Annotated in this window: 29 protein-coding genes; 18 read left to right on the forward strand and 11 right to left on the reverse strand. The window is 67.3% G+C overall.

All coding sequences use genetic code 11. The features are described from left to right. Positions 1 to 25: 25 nt before the first annotated feature. From AC1ROD_RS17895 to AC1ROD_RS17910, 4 genes are read right to left on the reverse strand one after another with little or no spacing between them, the layout of a single operon-like run. The gene (locus AC1ROD_RS17895; protein WP_492949606.1) at positions 26 to 520 is read right to left on the reverse strand and encodes a hypothetical protein; all 495 of its coding nucleotides are present in this window, start codon (positions 518 to 520) and stop codon (positions 26 to 28) included. Positions 521 to 524: 4 nt separating this feature from the next. Then, a complete protein-coding gene (gene cobS / locus AC1ROD_RS17900) occupies positions 525 to 1,529 on the reverse strand; it encodes a cobaltochelatase subunit CobS (RefSeq protein ID WP_492949607.1) in 1,005 nt (334 codons plus the stop codon). 10 nt (positions 1,530 to 1,539) lie between these two features. Next, positions 1,540 to 2,652, reverse strand: coding sequence for an FAD-dependent oxidoreductase (locus tag AC1ROD_RS17905; RefSeq protein ID WP_492949608.1), 1,113 nt, complete (start codon positions 2,650 to 2,652; stop codon positions 1,540 to 1,542). 10 nt (positions 2,653 to 2,662) lie between these two features. Next, complete coding sequence (locus AC1ROD_RS17910) at positions 2,663 to 3,091, reverse strand: organic hydroperoxide resistance protein (protein WP_492949609.1); 429 nt, start codon at positions 3,089 to 3,091, stop codon at positions 2,663 to 2,665. A gap of 148 nt (positions 3,092 to 3,239) precedes the next feature. On the opposite strand from AC1ROD_RS17910, the gene AC1ROD_RS17915 reads away from it, so the two are divergent. Beyond that, positions 3,240 to 3,686, forward strand: a complete 447-nt coding sequence (locus AC1ROD_RS17915) for a MarR family winged helix-turn-helix transcriptional regulator (protein WP_492949610.1) — start codon at positions 3,240 to 3,242, stop codon at positions 3,684 to 3,686. Here the strand turns inward: AC1ROD_RS17915 and AC1ROD_RS17920 are convergent. Continuing rightward, positions 3,683 to 4,354, reverse strand: a complete 672-nt coding sequence (locus AC1ROD_RS17920; RefSeq protein ID WP_492949611.1) for a J domain-containing protein — start codon at positions 4,352 to 4,354, stop codon at positions 3,683 to 3,685. The genes AC1ROD_RS17915 and AC1ROD_RS17920 overlap by 4 nt on opposite strands. A gap of 45 nt (positions 4,355 to 4,399) precedes the next feature. Here AC1ROD_RS17920 and AC1ROD_RS17925 point away from each other — a divergent pair, with 45 nt between their 5' ends. The 4 genes from AC1ROD_RS17925 (at position 4,400) to AC1ROD_RS17940 (ending at position 7,857) form a co-directional block, all read left to right on the forward strand. Continuing rightward, complete coding sequence (locus AC1ROD_RS17925; RefSeq protein ID WP_492949680.1) at positions 4,400 to 4,717, forward strand: BolA family protein; 318 nt, start codon at positions 4,400 to 4,402, stop codon at positions 4,715 to 4,717. Between the two features lie 51 nt (positions 4,718 to 4,768). Then, positions 4,769 to 6,577: an ATP-binding protein gene (locus AC1ROD_RS17930; RefSeq protein ID WP_492949612.1), complete on the forward strand. Its 1,809-nt coding sequence runs from the start codon at positions 4,769 to 4,771 to the stop codon at positions 6,575 to 6,577. Between the two features lie 95 nt (positions 6,578 to 6,672). Then, positions 6,673 to 7,161: an RcnB family protein gene (locus AC1ROD_RS17935; protein ID WP_492949613.1), complete on the forward strand. Its 489-nt coding sequence runs from the start codon at positions 6,673 to 6,675 to the stop codon at positions 7,159 to 7,161. 267 nt (positions 7,162 to 7,428) lie between these two features. Continuing rightward, positions 7,429 to 7,857, forward strand: a complete 429-nt coding sequence (locus tag AC1ROD_RS17940) for an RcnB family protein (protein WP_492949614.1) — start codon at positions 7,429 to 7,431, stop codon at positions 7,855 to 7,857. A 78-nt stretch (positions 7,858 to 7,935) separates the two neighbouring features. Here AC1ROD_RS17940 and AC1ROD_RS17945 read toward each other — a convergent pair whose 3' ends face one another. Both AC1ROD_RS17945 and AC1ROD_RS17950 read right to left on the reverse strand, forming a co-directional pair. Continuing rightward, entirely contained in the window at positions 7,936 to 8,205 is a 270-nt protein-coding gene (locus AC1ROD_RS17945) for a hypothetical protein (protein WP_492949615.1), read from the reverse strand. 26 nt (positions 8,206 to 8,231) lie between these two features. Beyond that, positions 8,232 to 8,753 (reverse strand): hypothetical protein, encoded by a 522-nt coding sequence (locus AC1ROD_RS17950; RefSeq protein WP_492949616.1) that lies wholly within the window; start codon positions 8,751 to 8,753, stop codon positions 8,232 to 8,234. Positions 8,754 to 9,214: 461 nt separating this feature from the next. On the opposite strand from AC1ROD_RS17950, the gene AC1ROD_RS17955 reads away from it, so the two are divergent. Then, a complete protein-coding gene (locus AC1ROD_RS17955) occupies positions 9,215 to 10,906 on the forward strand; it encodes a cisplatin damage response ATP-dependent DNA ligase (protein ID WP_492949617.1) in 1,692 nt (563 codons plus the stop codon). Here the strand turns inward: AC1ROD_RS17955 and AC1ROD_RS17960 are convergent. The 3 genes from AC1ROD_RS17960 to AC1ROD_RS17970 all read right to left on the reverse strand — a co-directional run bounded on the left by AC1ROD_RS17960 (position 10,903) and on the right by AC1ROD_RS17970 (position 13,596). Continuing rightward, complete coding sequence (locus tag AC1ROD_RS17960; protein ID WP_492949618.1) at positions 10,903 to 11,418, reverse strand: hypothetical protein; 516 nt, start codon at positions 11,416 to 11,418, stop codon at positions 10,903 to 10,905. The two genes, AC1ROD_RS17955 and AC1ROD_RS17960, sit on opposite strands and share 4 nt — an antisense overlap. Before the next feature lie 103 nt (positions 11,419 to 11,521). Then, positions 11,522 to 12,865, reverse strand: coding sequence for an ATP-binding protein (locus AC1ROD_RS17965; protein WP_492949619.1), 1,344 nt, complete (start codon positions 12,863 to 12,865; stop codon positions 11,522 to 11,524). Next, positions 12,865 to 13,596, reverse strand: a complete 732-nt coding sequence (locus tag AC1ROD_RS17970; protein WP_492949620.1) for a response regulator — start codon at positions 13,594 to 13,596, stop codon at positions 12,865 to 12,867. Before AC1ROD_RS17970 ends, AC1ROD_RS17965 begins: the two co-directional genes overlap by 1 nt. A 232-nt stretch (positions 13,597 to 13,828) precedes the next feature. Between AC1ROD_RS17970 and AC1ROD_RS17975 the strand changes: the two genes are divergently transcribed. The 5 genes from AC1ROD_RS17975 to AC1ROD_RS17995 all read left to right on the forward strand — a co-directional run bounded on the left by AC1ROD_RS17975 (position 13,829) and on the right by AC1ROD_RS17995 (position 16,815). After that, complete coding sequence (locus tag AC1ROD_RS17975; RefSeq protein ID WP_492949621.1) at positions 13,829 to 14,026, forward strand: hypothetical protein; 198 nt, start codon at positions 13,829 to 13,831, stop codon at positions 14,024 to 14,026. A 116-nt stretch (positions 14,027 to 14,142) separates the two neighbouring features. Next, entirely contained in the window at positions 14,143 to 15,432 is a 1,290-nt protein-coding gene (locus tag AC1ROD_RS17980) for a NupC/NupG family nucleoside CNT transporter (RefSeq protein ID WP_492949622.1), read from the forward strand. Between the two features lie 34 nt (positions 15,433 to 15,466). Then, on the forward strand, positions 15,467 to 16,087 hold the full coding sequence (locus AC1ROD_RS17985; RefSeq protein WP_492949623.1) for a glutathione S-transferase family protein: 621 nt from the start codon (positions 15,467 to 15,469) through the stop codon (positions 16,085 to 16,087). A 51-nt stretch (positions 16,088 to 16,138) separates the two neighbouring features. Beyond that, positions 16,139 to 16,441: a type II toxin-antitoxin system Phd/YefM family antitoxin gene (locus AC1ROD_RS17990; protein ID WP_492949624.1), complete on the forward strand. Its 303-nt coding sequence runs from the start codon at positions 16,139 to 16,141 to the stop codon at positions 16,439 to 16,441. Next, a complete protein-coding gene (locus tag AC1ROD_RS17995) occupies positions 16,441 to 16,815 on the forward strand; it encodes a type II toxin-antitoxin system VapC family toxin (protein WP_492949625.1) in 375 nt (124 codons plus the stop codon). The genes AC1ROD_RS17990 and AC1ROD_RS17995 overlap by 1 nt, the downstream gene beginning before the upstream one ends. Positions 16,816 to 16,827: 12 nt before the next feature. Here the strand turns inward: AC1ROD_RS17995 and AC1ROD_RS18000 are convergent, their stop codons facing one another. Further along, a complete protein-coding gene (locus AC1ROD_RS18000; protein WP_492949626.1) occupies positions 16,828 to 17,262 on the reverse strand; it encodes a PaaI family thioesterase in 435 nt (144 codons plus the stop codon). A 48-nt stretch (positions 17,263 to 17,310) separates the two neighbouring features. Between AC1ROD_RS18000 and AC1ROD_RS18005 the strand changes: the two genes are divergently transcribed. The 7 genes from AC1ROD_RS18005 to fliN all read left to right on the forward strand — a co-directional run bounded on the left by AC1ROD_RS18005 (position 17,311) and on the right by fliN (position 23,034). Further along, positions 17,311 to 17,634: a DUF3253 domain-containing protein gene (locus AC1ROD_RS18005; protein ID WP_492949627.1), complete on the forward strand. Its 324-nt coding sequence runs from the start codon at positions 17,311 to 17,313 to the stop codon at positions 17,632 to 17,634. Next, positions 17,618 to 18,232 carry a uracil-DNA glycosylase family protein gene (locus AC1ROD_RS18010; protein ID WP_492949628.1) on the forward strand — a complete coding sequence of 205 codons (615 nt, stop codon included), beginning with the start codon at positions 17,618 to 17,620 and terminating at the stop codon, positions 18,230 to 18,232. The genes AC1ROD_RS18005 and AC1ROD_RS18010 overlap by 17 nt, the downstream gene beginning before the upstream one ends. Further along, a complete protein-coding gene (locus AC1ROD_RS18015; RefSeq protein ID WP_492949629.1) occupies positions 18,229 to 19,266 on the forward strand; it encodes an alpha/beta fold hydrolase in 1,038 nt (345 codons plus the stop codon). The genes AC1ROD_RS18010 and AC1ROD_RS18015 overlap by 4 nt, the downstream gene beginning before the upstream one ends. Before the next feature lie 106 nt (positions 19,267 to 19,372). Then, positions 19,373 to 21,001, forward strand: a complete 1,629-nt coding sequence (fliF, locus tag AC1ROD_RS18020; protein ID WP_492949630.1) for a flagellar basal-body MS-ring/collar protein FliF — start codon at positions 19,373 to 19,375, stop codon at positions 20,999 to 21,001. A gap of 11 nt (positions 21,002 to 21,012) precedes the next feature. Continuing rightward, entirely contained in the window at positions 21,013 to 22,044 is a 1,032-nt protein-coding gene (fliG, locus tag AC1ROD_RS18025) for a flagellar motor switch protein FliG (RefSeq protein WP_492949631.1), read from the forward strand. 1 nt (position 22,045) lies between these two features. After that, a complete protein-coding gene (locus AC1ROD_RS18030; RefSeq protein ID WP_492949632.1) occupies positions 22,046 to 22,705 on the forward strand; it encodes a FliH/SctL family protein in 660 nt (219 codons plus the stop codon). Further along, complete coding sequence (gene fliN / locus AC1ROD_RS18035) at positions 22,705 to 23,034, forward strand: flagellar motor switch protein FliN (protein WP_492949633.1); 330 nt, start codon at positions 22,705 to 22,707, stop codon at positions 23,032 to 23,034. Before AC1ROD_RS18030 ends, fliN begins: the two co-directional genes overlap by 1 nt. The last annotated feature ends 32 nt before the right edge of the window (positions 23,035 to 23,066 follow it).

Genomic DNA, 23,066 nt, shown 5'->3' on the forward strand with positions numbered 1-23,066 from the left:
CAGGAGTGGCAAACTGTTCGCCGGTTCAGTTCGCCGAGGGGGTGGCTTGCTCTGCTTCGGTCGCCCAGACCGTTCCTTCCGGCGGGGTCAAAACCCGACAAAGCTGCAGAACCCGCATTCGATCGTGAGCGTCAGCGTTTCGCTCGGTCAGGGTCTGAACGCCATCGCCGTCTTGGTCAGCATGTTTCGGGACGGTTGTCGTAACCTCCCAATGGTCCGGTTCGGCCGGCAAGGCCGGCTGTCGGGTTGCGGGGTCGATGATCACCCGGCCAAGGCTCCCGGACCGGTCCCAAGAGTTCAGGACGCGAAAGGGCTCGACCTGACCTCTGATGCGCACGCGACCGCAGATCAGCCGCATACCGTCGCGCGGATCACGGCCGTCGCGGGCCGTGTGATCGAGAATTTCCACCGTCGGATCGACCGCTCCTACCGTAGCGAGCAGGGTTTCGTCCGTCGGTCGTGGAGGACGGTCAGCGATCGCCTGCACCATGGTGGCGGCCAGAACGATCGCAATCATCATCGCCTCAGCCCACCTTCACCCGCGTCGCCGCCTCGGGAAGATCCTCGCCGAACGCCCGCTGGTAGAACTCGGCGATGGTCGGCCGTTCCAGCTCGTCGCACTTGTTCAGGAAGGTCAGGCGGAACGCCAGGCCCACGTCGTTGCCGAAGATGATGGCGTTCTGGGCCCAGGTGATGACGGTGCGGGGCGACATGACCGTGGAGATGTCGCCGTTCATGAAGGCGTTGCGGGTCATGTCGGCGACGCGGACCATGGCGGCGATGCGGCGCAGGCCGTCGGCGTCCGACCATTCGGGCACCTTGGCGGCGACGATGCCGGCTTCGACGTCGTGCTCGAGATAGTTGAGTGTGGTCACGATGTTCCAGCGGTCCATCTGGCCCTGATTGATCTGCTGGGTGCCGTGATACAGGCCCGAGGTGTCGCCAAGGCCGATGGTGTTGGTGGTCGAGAACAGGCGGAACCAGCGGTTCGGGCGGATGACGCGGTTCTGGTCCAGCAGGGTCAGGCGGCCCTGCGCCTCCAGCACGCGCTGGATGACGAACATCACGTCGGGACGGCCGGCGTCGTATTCGTCGAACACCAGGGCGATCGGGCGCTGGAGGGCCCAGGGCAACATGCCCTCGCGGAACTCGGTGATCTGCTTGCCGTCCTTCAGGACGATGGCGTCCTTGCCGACCAGATCAATACGGGAAACGTGGCTGTCGAGGTTCACCCGCACCAGCGGCCAGTTCAGCCGGGCGGCGACCTGCTCGATATGGGTCGACTTGCCGGTGCCGTGATAGCCCTGAACCATCACCCGACGGTCGAAGGCGAAGCCGGCGCAGATGGCCAGGGTCGTCTGCGGGTCGAAGCGATAGGCGGGATCGACCTCGGGCACATGGCTGTCGACCGTGTCGAACATCGGCACGACCATGTCGGAATCGACGCCGAAGGCTTCGCGCACGGTCACCTTGCGGTGCGGTTCGAACGTCAGGAGGGGATCGGGGGTCGCGTCGAGTAGGGAGGCCATGATTGTGCGATTAGCGCACGGCCGTCGGGTGGTCGAGACCCAGACCGCGCTTAAGCGCCAGATCGACGAGGCCGGGAATGGAGGCGGCGATCGGCGGGGCGATCCGCTTGGCGAACCGGGCCATGGGCGACTGGTCGGTCACGAAGCCGGTCAGGCCGTGGGAGGTCTTGACCCATGCGGCGTCGACGGCGTGACGCAGTCGGGAATAGTCGGCGATCCGGCCCAGATCGCCCCTCAGCGCGTCGGCGGCGCAGGCGGCGAAGACGAAGCCGTCCTCGATCCCCAGATTCATGCCGCGTCCGCCGATAGGCGAATGGATGTGGGCCGCGTCCCCGGCCAGGGCGACCCGGCCGACGGCCATGGTCGGGACCATCCGGTGCGAAACCCTGAACTCCGAAGCCCAGCGCACCTCTCCGGCCGTCCAGCTCGCGGGCAGGCGAGGCAGCAGGGGTTCGCCGAAGCCGATCAGCCGGAAGGTCCCGCCGGAGAAGGGAAGGGCGATGATCGGACCGCTGCGCTGAAAGTCGATCCGCGCCTCGTCCGCAGGGGCGCCGGCGATGTCGACGTCCATCAGATGCCAGGGCGTGTCCGAAGCGTCGCCGGGGAAATCGAGGCCCAGGGCGTGACGCACGGCCGAATGGGCCCCGTCGGCGCCCAGCAGCAAGGCGGCGGTGACCGTCTCACCGGTCGACAGGACCGCGGTCACGGCGTCGTCGGTCTGGCTCAGGCCGGTCAGGCCCGCGCCGCGTTCCGGACGCACGCCGAGATCCGCCAGCGCCTCGGCCAACAGCCGTTCCGTCTCGGCCTGGGGAAGGATGGTCATGGGTCGGCCCGGGGCGACCCGGTCCCAGTCGGGACGGATGGTGGCGCTGATCCGGCCTTCATGGGCGATACGGATCGTGCTGATCCTCTGGCCCTCGGCGCGGATGCGGTCTGTGACGCCGGTCGGCTGCAGCAGTTCCAAAGTGCGTGGATTGACCGCCAGGGCCTTGGACGTGGTCGTTGGCGCGGGCGCCGCGTCGATGATCCGCACGGCGACGCCCGCCCGCGTCAGGAACAGCGCCGCCGCCAGTCCCGTGGGACCGGCGCCGGCGATCAGCACCTGTGTGGCGGGCGCGCTCATGCGCCGCAGGTTATTCCGCGCTCAGGTCCACGTCCACGTTTCCGCGCGTGGCGTTGGAGTAGGGGCAGACCTGATGGGCAGCGGCGATCAGGCCGTCGATGGTCGCCTTGTCGAGGCCGTGGTCGGTGACCTTGATGGCGATGTCCAGGTTGAAGCCTTCGCCACGGGTGTTAGGGCCGATGCCGACCGTGGTGTGGATCTTCGTATCCGGACCGACCGGCGTGCCCGCCTTGCCCGAGACCAGACGCAGGGCGCCCATGTAGCAGGCGGCGTAACCGGCCGCGAACAGCTGCTCCGGATTGGTGCCGGCGCCGCCCTTGCCGCCCATTTCGGCGGGCAGGGACAGCAGGACGTCGATCTTGCCGTCGTCGGTGGTCGACCGGCCTTCGTCGCGGCCGCCGCCGGTGGAGGTGGCGTGAGCCTTGTACAGAACGTTCATCGGGGAACTCCTTTCTGGGCCGTCGCGCCGGCGAGTTGTTTATCGCGATAAACATCCTCTAGGCCTGCGCTTTCGTCGAGTCCAGTGAAAAGTTTGCGACGCTAACCGTTATTGTGATAAATGATTGGGCATGGAAAACGCGTCTCCCTTGTCCCCCGCGTCGATGTCGCTCGACGACCATCTGTGCTTCGCCCTCTATTCCGCCTCGATGGCAGTGACGCGGCTCTACAAGCCCATGCTGGACGAACTGGGCATCACCTATCCCCAGTATCTGGTGCTGAACGCGTTGAAGGATGCAGGCGCGGGTGAGGACGGCTTCCTGACCGTCGGCGGTCTGGCCTCACGGCTGGCGCTGGAGCCCTCGACCATCACCCCCCTGGTCAAGCGGCTGGAGGCGGCGGGTCTGGTCACGCGCACGCGCAGCCCGAAGGACGAGCGTGAGGTTCAGGTGCGGCTGGCCGAAACCGGCCGGGACGTCATCGCCCGCTCCACCTGCCTGGCCGAGGCCCTGCTGGCCAAGTCGGACATGGCGATCAGCGAGATCGCGCAGCTGCGCGATCTGGTGCGGGAGTTCCGGGGCAAGGTGGCGGCTTAGGCCGCCAGCCCGGCCTTCTTCAGCGTCTTGTAGGCCTTGATGACGCGGACCAGCTTGGCCTCGGCGCCGCGGTCGCCGCCGTTGTGGTCGGGGTGGCAGCGCTTGAGCAGGGCGTGATAGGCGGCCTTGATCTCTTCCTTGGTCGCGCCGGGCTCCAGGTCCAGGTCGCGCAGGGCGCCGCCCTCGATCTTGCCGACCCGGCGTTCAGGGGCGACTTCGGCGGTCGGGTTCTCGCCGCGCCGGCCGAACAGGCCATAGCTGTCGCGCCACGAGCCTTCGCCGGCGTTGTTGCCGGTGCCCATCTTGGCGGCGAAGGCGGCGGCCTCGCGGCTGTTCTTGGAGGCCTTCATGTCCCAGGTCGGACGCCCGCCGGTCATGGCCTCGTTTTCCTTGGCCGCCCGGATCTGGGCCTCGTTCATACCCGCGTAGAAGTTCCAGGCCTTGTTGTACTCGGCCGCGTGGGTCTGACAGAAGTTGTAGAAGTCGTTCAGCCGCTCGCGCGACTTCGGCGCACGCGCCGTCGCCGCCTTGGAGCAGTCGGGGTGGTCGCACGGCTTCTCGCCGGGCTTCAGACGCAGGACATCCTGTTCCGCCTCAGCCTCTCCGGGCTTCGACGGCTTGATCCGCATGTCCTTGAAACGGGGTTTGTATTCGAATGACGCAGCCATTGTCCCAAGTGTAGGGTGGATTTGGACCTCATCAAGGACGCATCGATGCCGGACGGCCCTATAGCGACGATTATCCGGGAAAAATTGGTTTCAGCCCTGTCGCCGACCCATCTGGAGCTCGAGGATGACAGCTGGCGGCACGCCGGCCACCACCACGAAGGCGGCATGGACGCCAAACCCGGTGGCGAGAGCCACTTCAACCTGACGGTTGTATCCGAATCCTTCGAGGGGCAGGGGCGAGTCGCGCGTCAGCGGACCATCAATTCCCTGCTGGCCGAGGAACTGGCGGGGCCGGTCCACGCGCTTTCGATCCGTGCGCTGACGCCTTCTGAATCGGAAAACAAACCGTTCACTTCGTCTTAGACACTTTTACGTAGCGTGCTGCCCGGGCGGTTCAGTTTTCCGGGAATATCAATGGTCGGATCCGAGGGTATCGGCAAAGGGCTTGGCGGGGGTGCGGGTGACGCAGCCCAGGCCCTGACCGCGATCCTGCAGACCCAGTATCTGCGCTACCTCATCATCGCCAGCTGGGCCGTGGGCCTGCTGGGGACCATCGGCTGGCGCACGGCGCTGACCTGGTTCGTCGTCACCCTGACGGCCGGCGCCATCCGCGGCGCCTTCGAAAAGCGCATGGCCGACAAGGTCGGGGCGGGCTGGGGCTTTGTCTTCCCGGCGGTCGCCACCGTCACCACCGGCGCCTGGGCCTCGGCCCCGCTGCTGGCCTGGTTCTCGGGCGAGCCCTTCGGCCAGGCCCTGGCCGTCGCCCTGCTGATTTCCGGCTATGTCCTGGTGTTCGCCCAGCTGCGCGGCGCCCCGCGTCAGGCCATCGTCATCTCCTCGCCCTACGGTGTCGCCGGCCTGATCATCCTGGCCAGCCTGTGGGGCGGGCCCCTGTTCTGGCCCTTCCTCAGCGTCCTGCCGTTCACCGCCGCCGGGATGTTCGTCCTGGTGACCATGAACATGCTGCGCGAAGAGCGCATCCGCGCCTTCCAGGAGCATCAGGCCCATCTCATCGAGGAGCTCGAGGGCGCCCGCGACAAGGCCGATGCGGCCAACAACGCCAAGTCCAGCTTCCTCGGCGTCATCTCGCACGAGCTGCGCACCCCGATGAACGGCGTCCTCGGCGCCGCCCAGCTGCTCAGCGCCACCCGCCTCGAGACCACCCAGCGCGACTATCTGTCGATCATCCGCAACTCGGGCGACAACCTCCTGAGCCTGCTCAACGACATCCTCGACATGACCAAGATCGAGGCGGGCAAGATGACCTTCGAGACCGTCGATGTCTCGCTGGAGGATCTGCACCGCCGCGTCACTGGCCCCTTCATGGCCCAGGCCGAGGCCAAGGGCATCGACTTCGTCGCCCACTTCGAGGGCGAGACCCCGTCGATCGTGCGCGGCGACCCGCTGCGCGTCTGCCAGGTGATCCAGAACCTGCTGTCCAACGCCGTGAAGTTCACCGAGCGGGGCGCGATCAACTACACCATCCGTTCGACCCGCCTGTCGGACCGTCGCGTGGCCTTCGACTTCGCCATTCGTGATTCCGGCGCGGGCATCAGCCCCGAGGATCTGGCGCGGCTGTTCCAGCCCTTCACCCAGGTGGACGCCTCCTCGACGCGTCGCTTCGGCGGCACGGGCCTGGGCCTGACCATCGCCCGGCGCATGGCCAACATCATGGGCGGCGACATCACCGTGGAATCGACCGTGGGCGAGGGCTCGACCTTCACCTTCTCGGTCCAGGCCGAGGTGGTCGAATGGAGCGCGGTCGAGGCCGCAGAGGCCATCGCCGCCGAGATCGACGAGGGCCAGGCCCTGAACGTGCTGGTGGTCGAGGACCACCCGGTCAACCGCATGATCCTGGAGGCCTGGCTGGGCTCGGCCGGCCACACCACCGCCTCGGCGGAGAACGGCCAGATCGCCGTGGACATGGCCGCCGACCAGGCGTTCGACCTGATCATCATGGACGTCAACATGCCGGTGATGGACGGCCTCAGCGCCACCCGCCTGATCCGCGAAGGCGGCGCCAACGCCGACACCCCGATCGCCGTCCTGTCGGCCTCGGCCCGCAGCGAGGACCATGCCGCAGGTCTGGACGCCGGCGCCGACGCCTATCTGAACAAGCCCATCGACTTCGCCGCCCTGGCCGTTCTGATGAACAAGGTCGGCGGCGGCCGGTCGGCGGTGCGCGCGTCGGCGGAACTGGGCGAAACCGCGGCGGCCGCCTGAACCTAACCTTACCAGAGGTGTTCAGACCCGGCTCAAGGGCCGGTGACTAGTCTGAGGGCAAGTCGAAGGTTCGGCTGTCCAAGGATCTCGTCACCATGAAGAAGTTCATCACCACCGCCGTCGCCGCCGCCATCGCGGCCGGTTCGCTGGGTCTGGCCTCGGCCGCCAGCGCCCAGTCGTACGGCCGTCCCGACCACCGTCAGGAACAGCGCCAGGACCACCGCGACGATCGTCGCGATGACCGCCGGGACGCTCGCGACGACCGCCGTGACGATCGCCGGGACGCCCGGGACGACCGCCGCGAGTACCGTGAGGACCAGCGCGCCTATGCCCGCTATCAACGGGCCGAGCGCCGCTACAACGCCGGTCGCTGGCAGCAGCCGCGCGGCACCCGCTATCAGGTCTATGGCTACGGCCAGCGCCTGCCGAGTTCGTACAACGCCTATGTCGTGAACGACTACAACCGTTACGGCCTGCGGGCCCCGCCGCGCGGCTACCACTATGTCCGCAACGGCAATGACGTGGTCCTGGCCGCCGTCGCCGGCGGTCTGATCACCGCCGTGATCGCGGGTCTCTTTAACTAGGGCCTGCCGCCTGAACTTTCGAAGCGCCCCGGAGGGAAACCTCCGGGGCGTTTTCGTATGCCTTCCCGTCCGTCATCCTCGGGCTTGTCCCGAGGATGACGGACGGGGGCGGTTGGCGTGTGTCGCTCTGTGTCCCGTTTTGTCCGTCCGGAAACAGAGGGGCGGATGTTCGGTCCTCCGCTGAACCGAGAAAAACGGCGGCCTCAGGAACGGCTCAGGTGGCGGGGCCTAGGGTCTGTTCATGGCTCTGGAACAAAGGAGATCGCCATGAACAAGAAGATCGTCACCGCCGCGCTCGCCGCCGTTATCGCGAGCACCAGCTTCGGCGCCGCCTCGGCCGCAGCTCCCGCTCAACACCGTGGCCCTGCGCCCCACGCCCAACCGGCCCGTCCGGCTCCGCCCGCCGTTCGTCCGGCTCCGGCGCCGCAGTCCTACGGCCGCTGGCAACAGGCGCAACGCCGCTACTCGGCGCCCCGCTATGTCGCCCCGCGTGGCTATCAGGCCCGCGCCTGGAGCTACGGCCAGCGGATGCCCGCCCAGTACCGCACGCGGACCTATGTCGTGACCGACTACGGCCACTACGGCCTGCGCGCCCCGCCGCGCGGCTACCAGTACGTCCGCAGCGGCAATGACGTGGTCCTGACCGCGGTCGCCACCGGCCTGATCACCGCCGTCATCGCCGGCCTGTTCAACTGATGAGGTCCGCGTCGCCCGGTCCTTCCCGCGAGGGGAGGGCCGGGATGGGGGTGCCTGCACCCGACCCATTGCGGACAGTCATCGCCATCGCAAGATGACGAAACCGGCTATCAACAGTGCGATGCCCGCCGCCGCGCCGACTAGAAACACAGCCAACTGCTGCGCTGACAATACCTCCCATTCGATCAATGGGCGTCCACGCCTGCCAATCAACGGGTAGATGAAAGCCACCGCAATGGGGCCGCCTATGCCAATCAGAAAGTAGCCGCCTGCTCGCCTCATTTGCTCGTTGTTATCCGCCATGTGTCCACTAACCATACGGGGCGTTCGATTTCCACTGGTGGCCATGTCCGCTTCCGACCCATTGCGGACGTTCAATGCTGCGGTCCAGCCTCATATTTTTGAGCCTCTGAAGCCTTTACTTCGTATCCCGATGGCGTCCGGACAAGATCGTCGACCAAGGGTATTGCTCCGCTAGGCATGATCGGGAGCGATGCTGTTTCCGGCCAGCGTTGCCGGATTTTCTGGATTAATGACTCTCGAAACCCCGCTGATCGTTGCGGGTTTTCACCCTTCGGGAAGGCAATCCAAATGCGCCCGAGATGTTCGGCGCCGTCCATTGCAGACGCCATGCTTTCCTCGTCGTTTCCGCGCCAAATCGAGGCGTTGAAAGTCAACGGAGATACGCGCGAGACAGCGTCTAGCTCTTCCTCAGACGCAGCATCGACATGATAACCCTGCGCCTCGGCTTCCTTCCGCAATAACGTCAGAAATTCGGACTTGTCGGTCGGGGTCGGCAGCGGCACTTCGAGGGCGGCAACTGTCTGCGCACTTTCAGGCTGGTCAGCCACACAGCCGAGGCAAAGAAGCGCAAGCAGGGGCGAAAGTCGAACCATGTTCGACCGTCGGACACATCACGCGTTGGGTCAACGTCCGCTTCCCACCCTTGGCTGACATTCGGAAAGCCCGCTTTGAAGGCCGGATAGCGGACTCTGGATGCACCTCAAAAACACGAGTGCAAAAGGTGCAATTCGCAAGTCGGGTCCAAACTATCCCCGATAGGGATCTGAACAGGCTATGGTTTTCTGATCTCGATTTCGGATGCGTCTTTGCAATCGAGTGCACGAGCATGCACGCGCGCATGTCGCTATCGAGGATGTCAAAGACCGAAAGGGCCCAGTGTACGCCCTCGCCGGTCACTGCTGGACCGATCCGGCCCGCAAACTTGCAGGCCGTTGATCGCAAATGGCTTCGGACGCGGGCCGATGCGACCCTCAGGCACTTGATCCGAAACGAATGCGGGCCACAGTCGTTGGCATGCGGTCGCGCCTGACGACGTCGCTGGAAACCTTCGCCCTTGCGCGCCTTCGCCGAGCTTCTGGATCGCCTGTCCCTGACCTCTTCGCGCAATGCGAAGCTGGTTCTGCTGCGCGACTATCTGAAGGCGACGCCTGATCCGGACCGGGGCTGGGCGCTGGCGGCCCTGACCGGGGATCTGAGTTTCGATGCGGCCAAGCCGGCGATGATCCGGCGGGCGGTGGAGGCGCGGGTCGATGCGGTGCTGTTCGGCTGGTCGTACGACTATGTCGGCGATCTGGCCGAGACGGTGGCCCTGATCTGGCCCGGCGATCCGGACCGGCGGCCCAACCGCGAGCCCGAACTGTCGGAGGTGATCGAGGCGCTGAAGGCGGCGAAGCGGGGCGAGGTTCAGGGGCTGATCGAGGGCTGGCTGGACGCCTTGGCGCCCAAGGGCCGCTGGGCGCTGTTGAAGCTGGTCACGGGTGGCCTTCGCGTCGGCATGTCGGCGCGGCTGGCCAAGACGGCGGCGGCGATGATCCGGCCCGCCTCGGTGACCGAGCCGCCCGAGCCGGGCGGCGGCGAGGCCGTGACCGCGCTGGAGCCCGTCGACGCCTCGGACATCGAGGAGGTCTGGCATGCGGTCGAACCGCCCTATGCCGAGCTGTTCGCCTGGCTGGAGGGGCGGGGAGAGCGGCCCAGCCCGGATGCGCCGGGGCGGTTCCGCCCGGTCATGCTGGCCGTGGCCATCGACGAGGCCGTGGATTTTCAGAAGCTCGATCCCGCCGACTATGCCGCCGAATGGAAATGGGACGGCATCCGGGTGCAGGCGGTTCGCGAACAAGGCGTCGCCAAACTCTATTCCCGCACCGGCGACGAGATTTCGGGCGCCTTTCCCGACGTCATGGCCGGGCTGACGTTCGAGGGGGCCATCGACGGGGAACTGCTGGTGTGGCGGGACGGTCAGGTGGCGCCCTTCGGCGACCTGCAGCAGCGGCTGAACCGCAAGACGGTCGATGCGAAACTGATGGCGGCCCATCCGGCGGCGGTGGTCGCCTATGACCTGCTGGCCGAGGACGGCGAGGATCTGCGCGGCCTGCCGTTGCGGGACCGCCGCGCGCGGCTGGAGGCGCTGATCGCGGGCCACGAGGGCGACCGGCTGCATCTGTCGCCGGTGGTCGACTACGACAGCTGGGAGGGGCTGGGCGTGTTGCGCGCCGATCCGCCGGTGGGGGCGGCGGCCGAGGGGCTGATGCTCAAGCGTTGGGATTCGGCCTATGTCGCCGGGCGCCCCAAGGGGCCGTGGTTCAAGTGGAAGCGCGACCCGCACACCATCGATGCGGTGATGATGTACGCCCAGCGCGGACACGGAAAGCGCTCCAGCTTCTATTCCGACTTCACCTTCGGCGTCTGGACCGAAGAGGGGGCCCTGACCCCGGTCGGCAAGGCCTATTTCGGCTTCACCGACGAGGAGCTGAAGCTGCTGGACAAGTTCGTGCGCGACCACACCATCGAGCGGTTCGGCCCGGTGCGGTCGGTGCGGGCCGAGCGCGACTTCGGCCTGGTGCTGGAGATCGCCTTCGAGGGGCTGAACCGCTCGCCGCGGCACAAGTCAGGCGTGGCCATGCGCTTCCCGCGCATCGGCCGCATCCGCTGGGACAAGCCCGCGCGCGAGGCCGACACCCTGGCCTCGGTCATGGATCTGCTGGACGCTATCGAGAGCGGCGGCGGCCGGGTGGCGAAAGTCGCCTAGTAGCGCGCGGTCAGCCGACCTTCGACGATATTGTCCGCGAACCGGTCATAGGCGCGGTTGGCCTCTTCCCAGGTGTTGAAACCGAAGACCTCGGCGATGCTGGTCGTGTAGCGCGAATAGCTGACCGGCAGGCGCTGGCCGTCGGCGGTGATGATCTCGCCCTCGATCGCGACGCCGCCGATGGAGACGCTGTCGAACATCGACAGGCCGGGTCGGTCGATCGTCTGCTGCATGGTCGGGTGGTTGGGCTTGAGGTCGGTGATGACCAGATTGACCTGCGCCCCCGGATAGGCGCCGCTGCGGGCCAGGGCGCGCGTGACGGTTTGCGCCAGATCCTCGCGCTGTTCGCGCACGTCGCGCTCGCCGAGCTTCGGCGCATCCTTGATCAGGTCGCCGCCGATGGTCACCGTGACCTGGGGCGCGGGGGCCTGACCGGCGGTCGGCTCGGCGTGTGCCAGTGATGCGGCCGCCGTGATGGCGGCGAGGGGGGCGAAGAAGGCGAAGCGGCGCATGACAAACTCCATGAAGCCTCAGGGGAAGCCTGAAGACTGGCTCAACCGGATGACAAGATGACCCTCGCCGCTCCGCTTCGCCAGAGGGTGCGGCAAAAGTGATCTATCCCGGCAGGCGGATCAGGGCCTGCAGCCCGCCCATGTCGCTGCGCGCCAGGGTGATGTCGCCGCCGTGGCCGCGCGCCACATCGCGGGCGATGGCCAGACCCAGACCCACGCCCTTGGAGTTCTGGTTGCGGCTCTCGTCGAGGCGGGAGAAGGGGGTAAAGGCCTCGTCGTACATATCCTCGGGGATGCCCGGGCCGTCGTCGTCGACCGCGATCTCCAGTCCGCCCGAGGGCAGGGGCCGCGCCGTCAGCCGCACATGGTCACCGTGCGAGGCCGCATTGCCCGCCAGATTGTTGATCGCGCGGCGGAAGGCGATGGGACGAAGCGCCGCCGTCAGGCCGTTGGGCGCCTGGACCTCGACCTCGGCTCCGGCGCGGCGGGCGTCGTCGCCGGCGGCGCGCAGCATGGCGCCGACATCGACCGTCTGGGCCGCTTCCCCGGCCTCGCCGCGCGCGAAGGCCAGGTATTCGTCGATCATATGCTCCATCTCGTCGATGTCGCCCTTCATGTCCTCGGCCCGCTTGAACGGCGGGGCGAGGGCGAGCTCGAGCCGCAGCCGCGTCAGGGGCGTGCGCAGGTCGTGGCTGACTGAGGCCAGCAGGGCGGTGCGCTGGTCGATATGGCGCTGGATCCGGTCGCGCATGGCCATGAAGGCGGTCGCCGCCTGACGCACCTCGCGCGCGCCGTGCGGCTTGAACCGGGGCTGGATCTCGCCGCGCCCGAAGGCCTCGGCCGCCTCGGCCAGCCGCTCGATGGCCCGGACCTGGTTGCGGATGAACAGGATGGCCACGGACATCAGCAGCACCGTCGCCAGCATCAGCCACAGGACGAAGATATGGGCCTGGGTCGCCACCGCCCGTTCGCGCGGGGCGATGACGCGCAGCACGCCGTTCGGCTCCTGCACCTGGATGTCGACATAGGCGGGGTAGCGGGTCGTATCGAACCAGAAGGGCTGGTCCAGCCGGGCGTTCAGGGCCTTCTCCAGCGTCCGGTCGACGATGCCGATGGCGCCGCGCCTCTGTTCGGTCGGCAGAGCCTCGTCCTCGATCAGGGCGACGGACAGCTGCATCGAGCGCTGGGCGCGGTCGGTGATCACGGCCAGGTTCTGCGGCGTCGGATCATCGCGATAGCTTTCAGACGCCCAGGCGATGTCACCGGCCAGGCCGTCCGACAGGCGCGCCGTCACCCTCTGCCAGTGGGCGTCGAAGAAGGCCCAGGTCACCGCCCCCTGCATGATCAGGATCGGGGCGACGATGATCAGCAGCGACCGTCCCCACAGCGACGACGGCACCCGGCGCTTCAGGAAGCGCCCCCAGACGGCGAGGGGCGTGAAGCGCATCAGTCCGGCGCCAGCATATATCCCACGCCGCGCACGGTCTGGAGGTAGCGCGGGTTCTTCGGGTCGGCTTCCAGCTTGCGACGCAGGCGGGTGACCTGGACATCGACGGCCCGGCCGGTGATGTCGGCGGTGTCCGGCGACAGGTCCATGCGCTCGACCGGGGAGTGGGCGTGGATGGCCAGGGTCTTGAGCAACTGGGCCTCGGCCTCGGTCAGGCGCATCGGAGCGCCGTCGCGGGTCAGCTCCAGCCGCTCCATGTCAAAGGACGCCGGCCCCAGCTTGATCTCGCGCGGGGTCAGGGGCTTGCCGCCGGTCCGCCGCAGGATGGCGTCGATGCGCAGCGCCAGCTCCTTGGGATCGAAGGGCTTGGACATATAGTCGTCGGCGCCGCGCGACAGGCCCTCGATCCGGTCCGAGGCCTCGCCGCGGGCGGTGAGCAGCAGGACCGGGGTGCGCGACAGCTGCGCCTTGTTGCGGACCCAGCTGGTCAGCTCCAGCCCGCTCTCGCCCGGCATCATGACGTCCAGCACGACCAGGTCGAACTCGATGAGCTCCATCAGGCGGCGGGCGGCGGCCGCATGGGCCGCGCCGGTGGTGCGATAGCCCTCACGCGCCAGATATTCTTTCAGCAGTTCGCGAATGCGGTCGTCGTCGTCGACGATCAGCAGATGGCGGCCCACTCCGGCTCCAGCGACCGGGCCCGACCGGCCGCCCCGTGAATCAGTACTCATGGTCGAATCTCATACCCCAGTCGCCATCCGGCCGCGCGCCAGCCGGACAGACGAATCTATACGACGGACCGGCCTCTGAGGCCAAGTTTCGGGTTTTGCGCCGTTTCTCACCGTCGCGACGGGGCACGCCCGGCCGGCACGCCTTGCTTCTCGCCCGCGAAAGTAGGTGGCAGCTGTAGATACAACCTTAATAGTTCGCCGCCATCCTGAGCCTGTCATACAGGTTTGGGTCATGTACGTCGAGTTGTCAGCCGAGGATTGCCGCGACCAGGCCCGGGAGTGTTTCGCCCACGCCGTCGCCGAACCGGATGAGAGGCGCCGCGAGCAACACCTGCGCGACGGCGAGATGTGGATGTCCCGCTGGCGCTTCTGGACCTCCGCCAACGCACCCACGGCCTATGTTTCCGAAGGCGGGACCCGCGCGGCCTGAGGCTTTGGCGCCTTTGTCAGGTGAATCCTGATCCCGGGGGACTTGCGGGCCGGCGCGCCTTCGCGTTCAAGCGGGGAACGGCTCTCCGAGGGGGAGAGGTCAGGGATCGTCGCTTCATGTTCAGCATGCTGAACCTTCAGAGCCTGTTCGGGCTCGTGGTCATCGTCTTCGCCTGTTGGGCCATCTCGGAGGACCGCAAGGCCTTCCCCTGGCGGCTGACGATCGGCGCCATCGGGGTCCAGGCCATTCTGGTGCTGGCCCTGTTCGCCATTCCGGGCTCGCAGGTCGTGCTGGCCGCGATCACCGGCGCAGTCGACGGCCTGTCGGTCGCCACGGCCCAGGGCGCCAAATTCGTGTTCGGCTTCCTCGTCGACGGCAAGCAGGACGCCCCCTACTACCTTACCAATGCCGACCCGAAGGTCGCGGCGCCCTTCACCTTCGCCTTCAACGTCCTGCCGATGATCTTGGTGATCTCGGCCCTGTCGGCCCTGCTGTGGCACTGGAAGATCCTGAAGTGGATCACCCACGGCTTCGGCTTCCTGTTCCAGAAGACCATGGGTCTGGGCGGCGCCTCGGCTCTCGCGGTCGCGGCCAACATCTTCCTCGGCATGATCGAGAGCCCGATCGTCATCCGCGCATATCTGGACAAGCTGACCCGGTCGGAAATCTTCCTGATGATGGTCGTGGGTCTGGCCACCGTCGCCGGTTCGACCATGGTCGCCTATGCCGCCATCCTGTCGCCGGTCCTGACCAATGCCGCCGGCCACGTCCTGGTCGCCTCCATCGTCTCGGCCCCGGCCGGGGTGCTGCTGGCCCGGATCATCATTCCCGAGAAGCCGGGGCAGGGCGGGGCGGTCGCCGACTACAACACCGCGCTGAAGTATGACTCGGCCATCGACGCCATTTCCAAGGGCACGGCCGACGGCCTGATGGTGGTGATGAACATCTCGGCCGTCCTGATCGTCTTCGTCGCCCTGGTCGCCCTGGTGAACATCATGATCGGCGGCATCGTGATCATGGACGCCCCGCTGACGCTGGAGCGCGTCCTCGGCTGGATCTTCATGCCGGTGGCCTGGCTGACGGGCGTGGAATGGTCCGAGACCGGCCGCGCGGGCTGGCTGCTGGGCGTCAAACTGACCCTGACCGAGTTCGTGGCCTTCATCGACCTGGGCAAGGTGCCCGCCGCCGAGATGAGCGAGCGCACCCGGATGATCATGACCTATGCCCTGTGCGGCTTCGCCAACATCGGTTCGGTCGGCATCACCGTCTCGGGCCTGTCGGTGCTGATGCCCGAGCGTCGCGAAGAGGTTCTGGGCCTGATCTGGAAGGCGCTGTTCGCCGGCTTCCTGTCGACCCTGATGACGGCGGCCATTGTCGGAGCCATGCCTGCGGTTATCTTCGGCTGACAATCACCGGGACAGCCCGGGTCAGGAAACGTCGATGAAGCTCTACACCTCCCACCGCGCGCCCAACCCGCGCCGGGTCCGCTGGGTCATGGCCGAGAAGGGCATCACCGAGGTCGAACTGGTCGAGGTCGACATCATGGCCGGCGACCACAAGACCGCCGACTATCGCGCCCGCGTCGGCGTGCCCCACGTCCCGGCGCTGGAGCTGGACGACGGCACCACCATTTCGGAGTCGGTGGCCATCTGCCGCTATCTGGAGGCGCTCTGGCCCGAGCCCAACCTGTTCGGCGTCGACGCCCGCGAACAGGCCATTGTCGAGATGTGGACCCGCCGCAACGAGTTCTATCTCGCCAATCCGATCATGCTGAACGTGCGCCACACCCATCCGCTGATGGCGGCGCTGGAAGGGGCGCAGGTCGCCGAGGTGGCCCAGTACAATCGCCTGTGGGCCGAGCGCTTCATGCGGACCCTGGACGAGCGCCTGGCCGACCATGAGTTCATCGCCCTGGACCGCTTCACCATCGCCGACATCGTCGCCGTGATCGGGCTGGATTTCGCCCGGCTGGTCAAATACCGCCCGCCCGCCGAACTGACCCATCTGGCCCGCTGGCTGGAGACCTGCCGGGCGCGTCCGGCGGCGGGAGCGGGAATCTGAGGCTCGCAGCCGTCGGTTGAAATTTCGGGTTAGCTATGCTAGCTAACGTGTATGGCGGTCACCGCGAACATCCATGAGGCGAAGACCACGCTCTCCAAGCTGATCGAGCGCGCGATGGCGGGTGAGGAAGTCATCATCGCCAAGGCGGGCAAGCCGGTGGTGCGGCTCGTGCCGGTCGAAAAGCTGGTGGCGGTGGATCGGTCGGCGATCATGGGCAAGTACGCGGGGCGGATGATCCTGTCTGACGACTGGGAAGATCCGGTCTTCGACGCCGAGATGGAGCGGAAGTGGTTCGGCGATGACGAAGTCGCACCGGCCCATGCCGCTGAAGACGGCAAGCCGTTCAAACGCTGATGCAACTGCTGCTCGACGCCCATGTGGTGATCTGGTTCCTGTCGAACCCAAGCCGCCTGCGTCCGACGACGCTTGAAGAGATCCAAAGCCCGGACAACGAGATTTTCGTCAGCACGGCGTCATTGCTTGAAATGACGGCCAAGGCTGCGACGGGGCGATTGATCTTCGATGACGAGATGCGGGCGGATATCGAAACGATTTCGACATGGTTGCCGGTGGCCGCCGAGCATGCCCTGAGAGTGCAGACGCTGCCGCCGATCCATAAGGACCCCTTTGACCGGGTCATCGTGGCTCAGGCCCTGATCGAACGAATGATCCTCGTGACGAGCGATCGCATCCTGGGGGACTACCACGTCCCGATCATGCTGGCCTGATGGCCCCTGCCTTCACCCCCGCGGCGTGAACTTCTTGATCACGCCCGAGAAGGTCATCAGCATCCGGCCGCCGGTGGTGATCTGGCCGCGCACGAAGATCAGCGAGCCGCCGGCGCGGACCACCTCGCCGGTCGCCTCGATCAGCTCCCCGACCCGGGCGCCGTCGACGAAGGTCGAATCCAGCTGCACCGTCACGCCGTTCTTGCCCTCCATCTCCTGATAGGCGGTCTGGAACAGGGCGATGTCAGCGAAGGTCATCAGGCAGCCGCCGTGCATGCGGTGGCCCGAGTTCATGTGCTTGGGCTCGGCCCGGAAGGCGCAGCGCATCCGGCCGTCGGGATCGGGCTTGAAGTAGAAGGGGCCGACGGTCTGGTCGAAGGTCCCGTGCAGGTCGTAGGTCTGCCAGCCGGCGAACTCGCCTTCCTCTACGGTAATTTTCGCGACCATTTTGAACTCCGCCTTCTTTCTGGTCCCGCAATGCATCATAGAAGCGCGATGAGCGACCCCATCGAAACCGCAATCTTCGAAAAACTTTCCCGCGTCGACCCCAAGGGCGACAACGGCAAGAGCATCGAACCCTCCGACGTGGCCAAGGATCTGCAGCCCGAACAGTGGCAGCGGATGCTGCCCAAGGTGCGCGCCGTGGCCCTGGGCCTGATGCGTCAGGGCAAGCTGACCATCACCAAGAAGGGCAAGGCGATCGATCCGAACGCCATGAAGGGCGTCGTCCGCCTGCGCCTGCCGACGGCCGAGGAAGCCGCCGCCGCCAAGGCTGCCCTGCCGCCCGTCGTCAATGAGGACGATGACGACTTCGCCTGATCGCGATTTGACGTCTGATCTGGACGACGTCCTCGCCGACATCCGCGCCTGCCGCGCCTGTCTGGGCGAACTGCCGCACACCCCGCGACCGGTGGTGCGGGTCTTTCCCGAGACCCGGCTCTTGATCTGCGGCCAGGCCCCCGGGCGGCGGGTGCATGAGAGCGGCCTGCCGTTCACCGATCCGTCCGGCGATCGCCTGCGCCAGTGGCTGGGCGTCGACTATGAGACCTTCTACGCGGACCACCGCATCGGGGTCGCGGCCCAGGCGTTCTGCTATCCGGGCACGGCGCCGAAAGGCGGGGACTATCCGCCGCCGCGCCGCTGCGCCGAGCTGTGGCGGCCTCAACTGCTCGCGGCCCTGCCGAAGATGGAGTTGACCCTGCTGGTCGGCGGCTATGCGCAGGAGTGGGCGCTCGGCGAGCGGGCAGGGCGGAACATGACCGAGACGGTGCGCGACTGGAGGGCCTTCGCGCCCGACATCCTGCCCCTGCCGCACCCGTCCTGGCGAAACACGGCCTGGCTCAGAAAAAATCCGTGGTTCGAGGCCGAGATCGTGCCTTACTTGCGCCGGCGCGTGGCGGACATCCTGAGCTCATGACCTTTCGTATTCCCGGCTTGATCGCCGCAGCCCTCGCGGCGTTCTCGCTGGCGTCTTGCGCCACGCCTCTGGTCCAGTCGCCGCTGACGCCGCCGCCGGGTTTCACCGGGCCGCGCATCGAGGACGCCCCGGCGCCCGGCATGACCGGCGCCTTCATCGTTCAGGACGGGGCGCGGCTGCCCTTCCTGCACTGGGCCCCCGCCGACGGGAAGCCGTGGGCGACCATCGTGGCCCTGCACGGGATGAACGACCACGACGCCTCCTTCCGCCTGGCCGGGCCCTGGTGGGCGGCGCACGGCATCGAGGTCTGGAGTTTTGACCAGCGCGGCTTCGGCCAGGCGCCGCAGAAGGGCGTCTGGGGCGGCGAGGCCCTGATGACCGAGGACCTGCGCACCATCACCGCGCTTGTCCGTGCGCGGCGTCCCGATGCGACGCTGGCGGTGGTGGGCGAGAGCATGGGCGGGTCGGTGACCGCCGCCGCCTTCGGCTCGGACCGTCCGCCGGACGCCGACCGCGTCGTGCTGCTGGCCCCCGGCGTCTGGGGCTGGTCCAGTCAGAACATCTTCAACCGCACCAGTCTGTGGATCACCTCGCGTGTCGTCGGGGACCTGTCGGTGGAGCCGCCGGACTTCATCGCCCGTCACATCCTGGCGTCGGACAATGTGCTGGAGCTGATCCGCAACGGCCGCGATCCCGACAGCCTGCTGTCGACCCGCTTCGACGCCATCTCGGGTCTGGTCGATCTGATGGAGAGCGCGTCCAACCGGATCGGTCTGATCAGGGCGCCGGTGATCCTGATGTACGGCGCCCACGATCAGGTGGTGGAGGCCGGGCCGATGCGCCGGGCGCTGGAGCGGGCCGGGACGCCGCCCAACCTGCGCACCGCATATTACGACGACGGCTGGCATCTGCTGAACCGCAACCTCGGCGCCGAACGGGTCTATCGCGACGTCGAGGCGTATCTGCGCGATGCCTCCGCGCCCCTGCCGTCGGGGGCGCCGCCGGTGCTGCCGGAGCTTAAAAAGGGTCACTAACCAAAGGAAGGTAACCTCTCTTAACGCGCCGTTTACCACGCAGGCGGCAGTTTCTGCCTAGCGGGCGTGGTTGGGCTTCCCGCCGATTTTCAGTAGGCGGGAACGCGTGGGCGGCTTCACGGCGGCGTTGCAGAGATTTGGTGTCGGCCGACTGGCTGCGGTGTTGGGCGTCGCCGCCGGCGTCGCGGCCGTGCTGGTCGCCGTCATGCTGCGCATGGGCCAGGCGCCGGACGCGCTGCTCTATTCCAACCTGGACCTGAAGGAGGCGGGCGACATCACCGCCTCGCTGGAACAGGCCGGCATCAAGTACAAGACCCAGGGCGACGGCTCGACCATCATGGTCAACCGCGACGACGTCGGCACCGCCCGGATGATGGTGGCGTCCAAGGGGCTCGTGACCACGGGCTCGGTCGGCTACGAAATCTTCGACAACCAGTCGGTGCTCGGCCAGACCGAGTTCCAGCAGAACCTCAACGAAAAGCGCGCCCTGGAAGGCGAGCTGGGCCGCACCATCCTGTCCTACCGGGGCATTTCCTCGGCCAAGGTGCTGATCGCCCTGCCGCGCCGCGAGATGTTCGCCTCCGCCACCGGCGACCCCACCGCCGCGGTCGTGGTCGGGGTCGGCGGGCGTCCGCTGACCGGCGACCAGATCCAGGCCATCCGCAACGTCGTGGCCTCCTCGGTGCCCGGCCTGAAGCCCGAGAAGGTCACCGTCACCGACACCGCCAACCGGACGCTGGCCGCCGGCTCGGGCGAGGAGGGCTTTTCCGCCGCCTCGGCCCAGGACTCCAAGAACGCCACCGAGGCCCAGCTGCAGGCCCGGATCATGGACATCGTTGAGGGCGTCGTCGGCCCGGGCGCCGCCAAGGTCCAGGTCACCGCCGACATCGATCACAGCCGCTCGACCACCCAGGAACAGAAGTTCGATCCCGACGGCCAGGTCGTCCGCTCGACCTCGACCAACGGCTCGGAAAAGACCGACACCACCGGCGATCCGTCCGGCGGCACGACGGCGACCAACAACATCCCGGGCGGCGCGGCCCCGACCACGACCCCGGCGGGTTCGAGCGACAAGGCCAATACCGAGACCACCAACTACGAAATCTCCAACACCACCACGACCACGATCAAGGAAGCCGGTCAGGTCCAGAAGCTGGCCGTCGCGGTCGCCGTCGACGGCGTCTGGACCCCGGCCAAGGACGGCAAGGGCGAGCCCACCTATGCGCCGCGCTCGGCCGAGGACATCGCCAAGATCGACGCCCTGGTGAAGGCGGCCATCGGTTACGATCAGCAGCGCGGCGACCAGGTGAAGGTCGACAACGTCAAGTTCAGCCACGACACCTCGGCCGCGGGCGGCACCGAGACCAGCTCCTCGCTGCTGGACTTCGACAAGAACGACATCATGCGCGGCGTCGAGCTGCTGGTGCTGCTGGTGACCGGCCTGCTGCTGATCTTCTTCGTGCTGCGTCCGCTGCTGAAGACCGCCAATACGACGGGCGTCCCCGCCCTGGCGGGCGCCGCGGCGGGCGGGCCGGGCGTGACCCAGCTGCAGACCGTCATGGTCGACGGCGTGCCGCAACTGGTCGCGCCGCAATCCGACATGGATCAGCGGCTCGACATCGCCCGCATCGAGGGTCAGGTGAAGGCGTCCTCGGTCAAGAAGGTCGCCGAGTTCGTCGAGAACCATCCGGATGAGTCGACCGCGATCCTGCGCGGCTGGCTGCACGACACCTGATGGCTCCGCGCATGGCCACCACGAAGAAGCCGTCGGTCGAGGACGCGAAAAAACTCACCGGTCCCGAAAAGGCGGCCGTCATCCTGTTGTCGCTCGGCGAGGAGCACACCCAGCTCTGGAAGAACCTCGACGACGAGGAGATCAAGGAGATCTCCCAGGCCATGGCCGGCCTCGGCACGGTGAGCGCCGTGGTCGTCGAGGAGCTGCTGCTGGAGTTCGTGTCCGGCATGACCGGCTCGGGCGCGGTCATGGGCTCGTTCGAACAGACCCAGCGACTGCTGGCCGCCTTCATGCCCGCCGACCGCGTCGACGGCCTGATGGAGGAAATCCGCGGTCCGGCCGGCCGGACCATGTGGGACAAGCTGGGCAATGTGAACGAGGCGGTTCTCGCCAACTATCTGAAGAACGAATACCCCCAGACCGTCGCCGTGGTCCTGTCCAAGGTGAAGCCCGACCACGCCGCCCGCGTCCTGACCTCCCTGCCGGAGGACTTCGCCCTGGAGTGCGTGCAGCGGATGCTGCGCATGGAGCCGGTGCAGCGCGAGATCCTGGACAAGATCGAACAGACCCTGCGCGTCGAGTTCATGTCCAACCTGGCCCGCACGTCCAAGCGCGACAGCCACGAAATGATGGCCGACATCTTCAACTCGTTCGACCGCCAGACCGAGGCCCGCTTCATCGGCGCCCTGGAAGAGCGCAACCGCGAGGCGGCCGAGCGCATCCGCGCCCTGATGTTCGTCTTCGAGGACCTGAACAAGCTGGATCCGGGCGGCGTCCAGACCCTGCTGCGCGCGGTCGAGAAGGACCAGCTCGGCCTGGCCCTGAAGGGCGCGTCCGAAGGCCTGCGCGAGATGTTCTTCACCAACATGTCCGAACGCGCGTCCAAGATCATGCGCGAGGACATGGAGTCGATGGGCCCCGTGCGTCTGAAGGACGTCGACAGTGCCCAGATGGCCATGGTCCAGGCCGCCAAGGACCTCGCCGCCAAGGGCGAGATCATGCTGGCCGGGGCCGGCGGCGCCGACGACGAGCTGATTTACTGACATGATCACTTCAGCCGCCAACACCCGCCCTTTCAGCTTCGACACCGAGTTCGACGACGCCGGAGGCGTGACCGCCCACGGTCAGGTCTTCACGCCGACCAAGCGCGCCTATCTGCCGGCCGAGGTCGAGGCCCTGGTCGCCCAGGCCCGGCTGGAAGGCCGCGAGACGGCGCTTGCCGAGGTCGAAAGCCTGCACGCCATGGCCGTGGTCACCCTGGGTCAGGCCGTCGCCGCCGCCGCGCCCTCGCTGGGCGCCGTGGCCCAGGCGCACCGCGAACAGTCGGCCGAACTGGCCCTGGCCGCGGCCCGCGTCCTGGCCGCCGGCGCCCTGGAGCGTTTCCCGGCCGGCCCGATCCAGGCCGCGCTTGAGGCACTCGGGGCCGAGATCGACGCCACCCCGCGTCTGGTCATCCGCGCCCGCGGCCTGGACGAGAGCGTGCAGGCGAAGCTTCAGTCCATCTGCGTCGACGCCGGCTTCACCGGTCTGGTCGCCTTCCGTGACGAGCCGGGCATGGCGGCGGCGGCCTTCCAGCTGGAATGGGCCGACGGCCGCGCCGACTTCGACCCCGCCGAGGCCGCCGCGCGGATGCGCGAGGCCCTGACCGCCGCCCTCGCCGCCGAGGCCGGCCACGCTGAAACGATCAATGGGAGCAACTTCTGATGGCTGAGGATTTCGCCCTGGAGGAGTTCGGCGCCTCCACCGCCCTGGCGACGATGGAAGAGGCCGGCGACAAGAGCGCCGTTGACCTGGCCCCCGTCTTCGACGTGCCGGTCAACATCTCGGCCGTGCTGGGCAAGGCCCATATGACCGTGGCCCAGCTGCTCAAGCTGAACCGCGGCAGCGTGCTGGAGCTGGACCGCAAGGTCGGCGAGGCCATCGATATTTTCGTCAACAACCGTCTGGTCGCCCGCGGGGAGGTCGTCGTCGTCGAGGACCGCCTGGGCGTGACCATGACGGAAATCATCAAGACCGAGGACTCGGCGGCCTAGGCCGTCGGTTCTGCGTAAGAGTTAGAGGAGAA

It is taken from the genome of Brevundimonas sp. GW821-FHT12E07, from assembly GCF_058807035.1.

Coding starts and splice junctions, on each gene's coding strand:
- AC1ROD_RS17895 (WP_492949606.1), bottom strand. CDS start 520: ATGATGATTGCGATCGTTCTGGCCGCCACCATGGTGCAGGCGATCGCT.
- cobS (WP_492949607.1), bottom strand. CDS start 1,529: ATGGCCTCCCTACTCGACGCGACCCCCGATCCCCTCCTGACGTTCGAA.
- AC1ROD_RS17905 (WP_492949608.1), bottom strand. CDS start 2,652: ATGAGCGCGCCCGCCACACAGGTGCTGATCGCCGGCGCCGGTCCCACG.
- AC1ROD_RS17910 (WP_492949609.1), bottom strand. CDS start 3,091: ATGAACGTTCTGTACAAGGCTCACGCCACCTCCACCGGCGGCGGCCGC.
- AC1ROD_RS17920 (WP_492949611.1), bottom strand. CDS start 4,354: ATGGCTGCGTCATTCGAATACAAACCCCGTTTCAAGGACATGCGGATC.
- AC1ROD_RS17925 (WP_492949680.1), top strand. CDS start 4,400: ATGCCGGACGGCCCTATAGCGACGATTATCCGGGAAAAATTGGTTTCA.
- AC1ROD_RS17930 (WP_492949612.1), top strand. CDS start 4,769: ATGGTCGGATCCGAGGGTATCGGCAAAGGGCTTGGCGGGGGTGCGGGT.
- AC1ROD_RS17935 (WP_492949613.1), top strand. CDS start 6,673: ATGAAGAAGTTCATCACCACCGCCGTCGCCGCCGCCATCGCGGCCGGT.
- AC1ROD_RS17940 (WP_492949614.1), top strand. CDS start 7,429: ATGAACAAGAAGATCGTCACCGCCGCGCTCGCCGCCGTTATCGCGAGC.
- AC1ROD_RS17945 (WP_492949615.1), bottom strand. CDS start 8,205: ATGGCCACCAGTGGAAATCGAACGCCCCGTATGGTTAGTGGACACATG.
- AC1ROD_RS17950 (WP_492949616.1), bottom strand. CDS start 8,753: ATGGTTCGACTTTCGCCCCTGCTTGCGCTTCTTTGCCTCGGCTGTGTG.
- AC1ROD_RS17960 (WP_492949618.1), bottom strand. CDS start 11,418: ATGCGCCGCTTCGCCTTCTTCGCCCCCCTCGCCGCCATCACGGCGGCC.
- AC1ROD_RS17965 (WP_492949619.1), bottom strand. CDS start 12,865: ATGCGCTTCACGCCCCTCGCCGTCTGGGGGCGCTTCCTGAAGCGCCGG.
- AC1ROD_RS17970 (WP_492949620.1), bottom strand. CDS start 13,596: ATGAGTACTGATTCACGGGGCGGCCGGTCGGGCCCGGTCGCTGGAGCC.
- AC1ROD_RS17975 (WP_492949621.1), top strand. CDS start 13,829: ATGTACGTCGAGTTGTCAGCCGAGGATTGCCGCGACCAGGCCCGGGAG.
- AC1ROD_RS17980 (WP_492949622.1), top strand. CDS start 14,143: ATGTTCAGCATGCTGAACCTTCAGAGCCTGTTCGGGCTCGTGGTCATC.
- AC1ROD_RS17985 (WP_492949623.1), top strand. CDS start 15,467: ATGAAGCTCTACACCTCCCACCGCGCGCCCAACCCGCGCCGGGTCCGC.
- AC1ROD_RS17990 (WP_492949624.1), top strand. CDS start 16,139: ATGGCGGTCACCGCGAACATCCATGAGGCGAAGACCACGCTCTCCAAG.
- AC1ROD_RS17995 (WP_492949625.1), top strand. CDS start 16,441: ATGCAACTGCTGCTCGACGCCCATGTGGTGATCTGGTTCCTGTCGAAC.
- AC1ROD_RS18000 (WP_492949626.1), bottom strand. CDS start 17,262: ATGGTCGCGAAAATTACCGTAGAGGAAGGCGAGTTCGCCGGCTGGCAG.
- AC1ROD_RS18005 (WP_492949627.1), top strand. CDS start 17,311: ATGAGCGACCCCATCGAAACCGCAATCTTCGAAAAACTTTCCCGCGTC.
- AC1ROD_RS18010 (WP_492949628.1), top strand. CDS start 17,618: ATGACGACTTCGCCTGATCGCGATTTGACGTCTGATCTGGACGACGTC.
- AC1ROD_RS18015 (WP_492949629.1), top strand. CDS start 18,229: ATGACCTTTCGTATTCCCGGCTTGATCGCCGCAGCCCTCGCGGCGTTC.
- fliG (WP_492949631.1), top strand. CDS start 21,013: ATGGCCACCACGAAGAAGCCGTCGGTCGAGGACGCGAAAAAACTCACC.
- AC1ROD_RS18030 (WP_492949632.1), top strand. CDS start 22,046: ATGATCACTTCAGCCGCCAACACCCGCCCTTTCAGCTTCGACACCGAG.
- fliN (WP_492949633.1), top strand. CDS start 22,705: ATGGCTGAGGATTTCGCCCTGGAGGAGTTCGGCGCCTCCACCGCCCTG.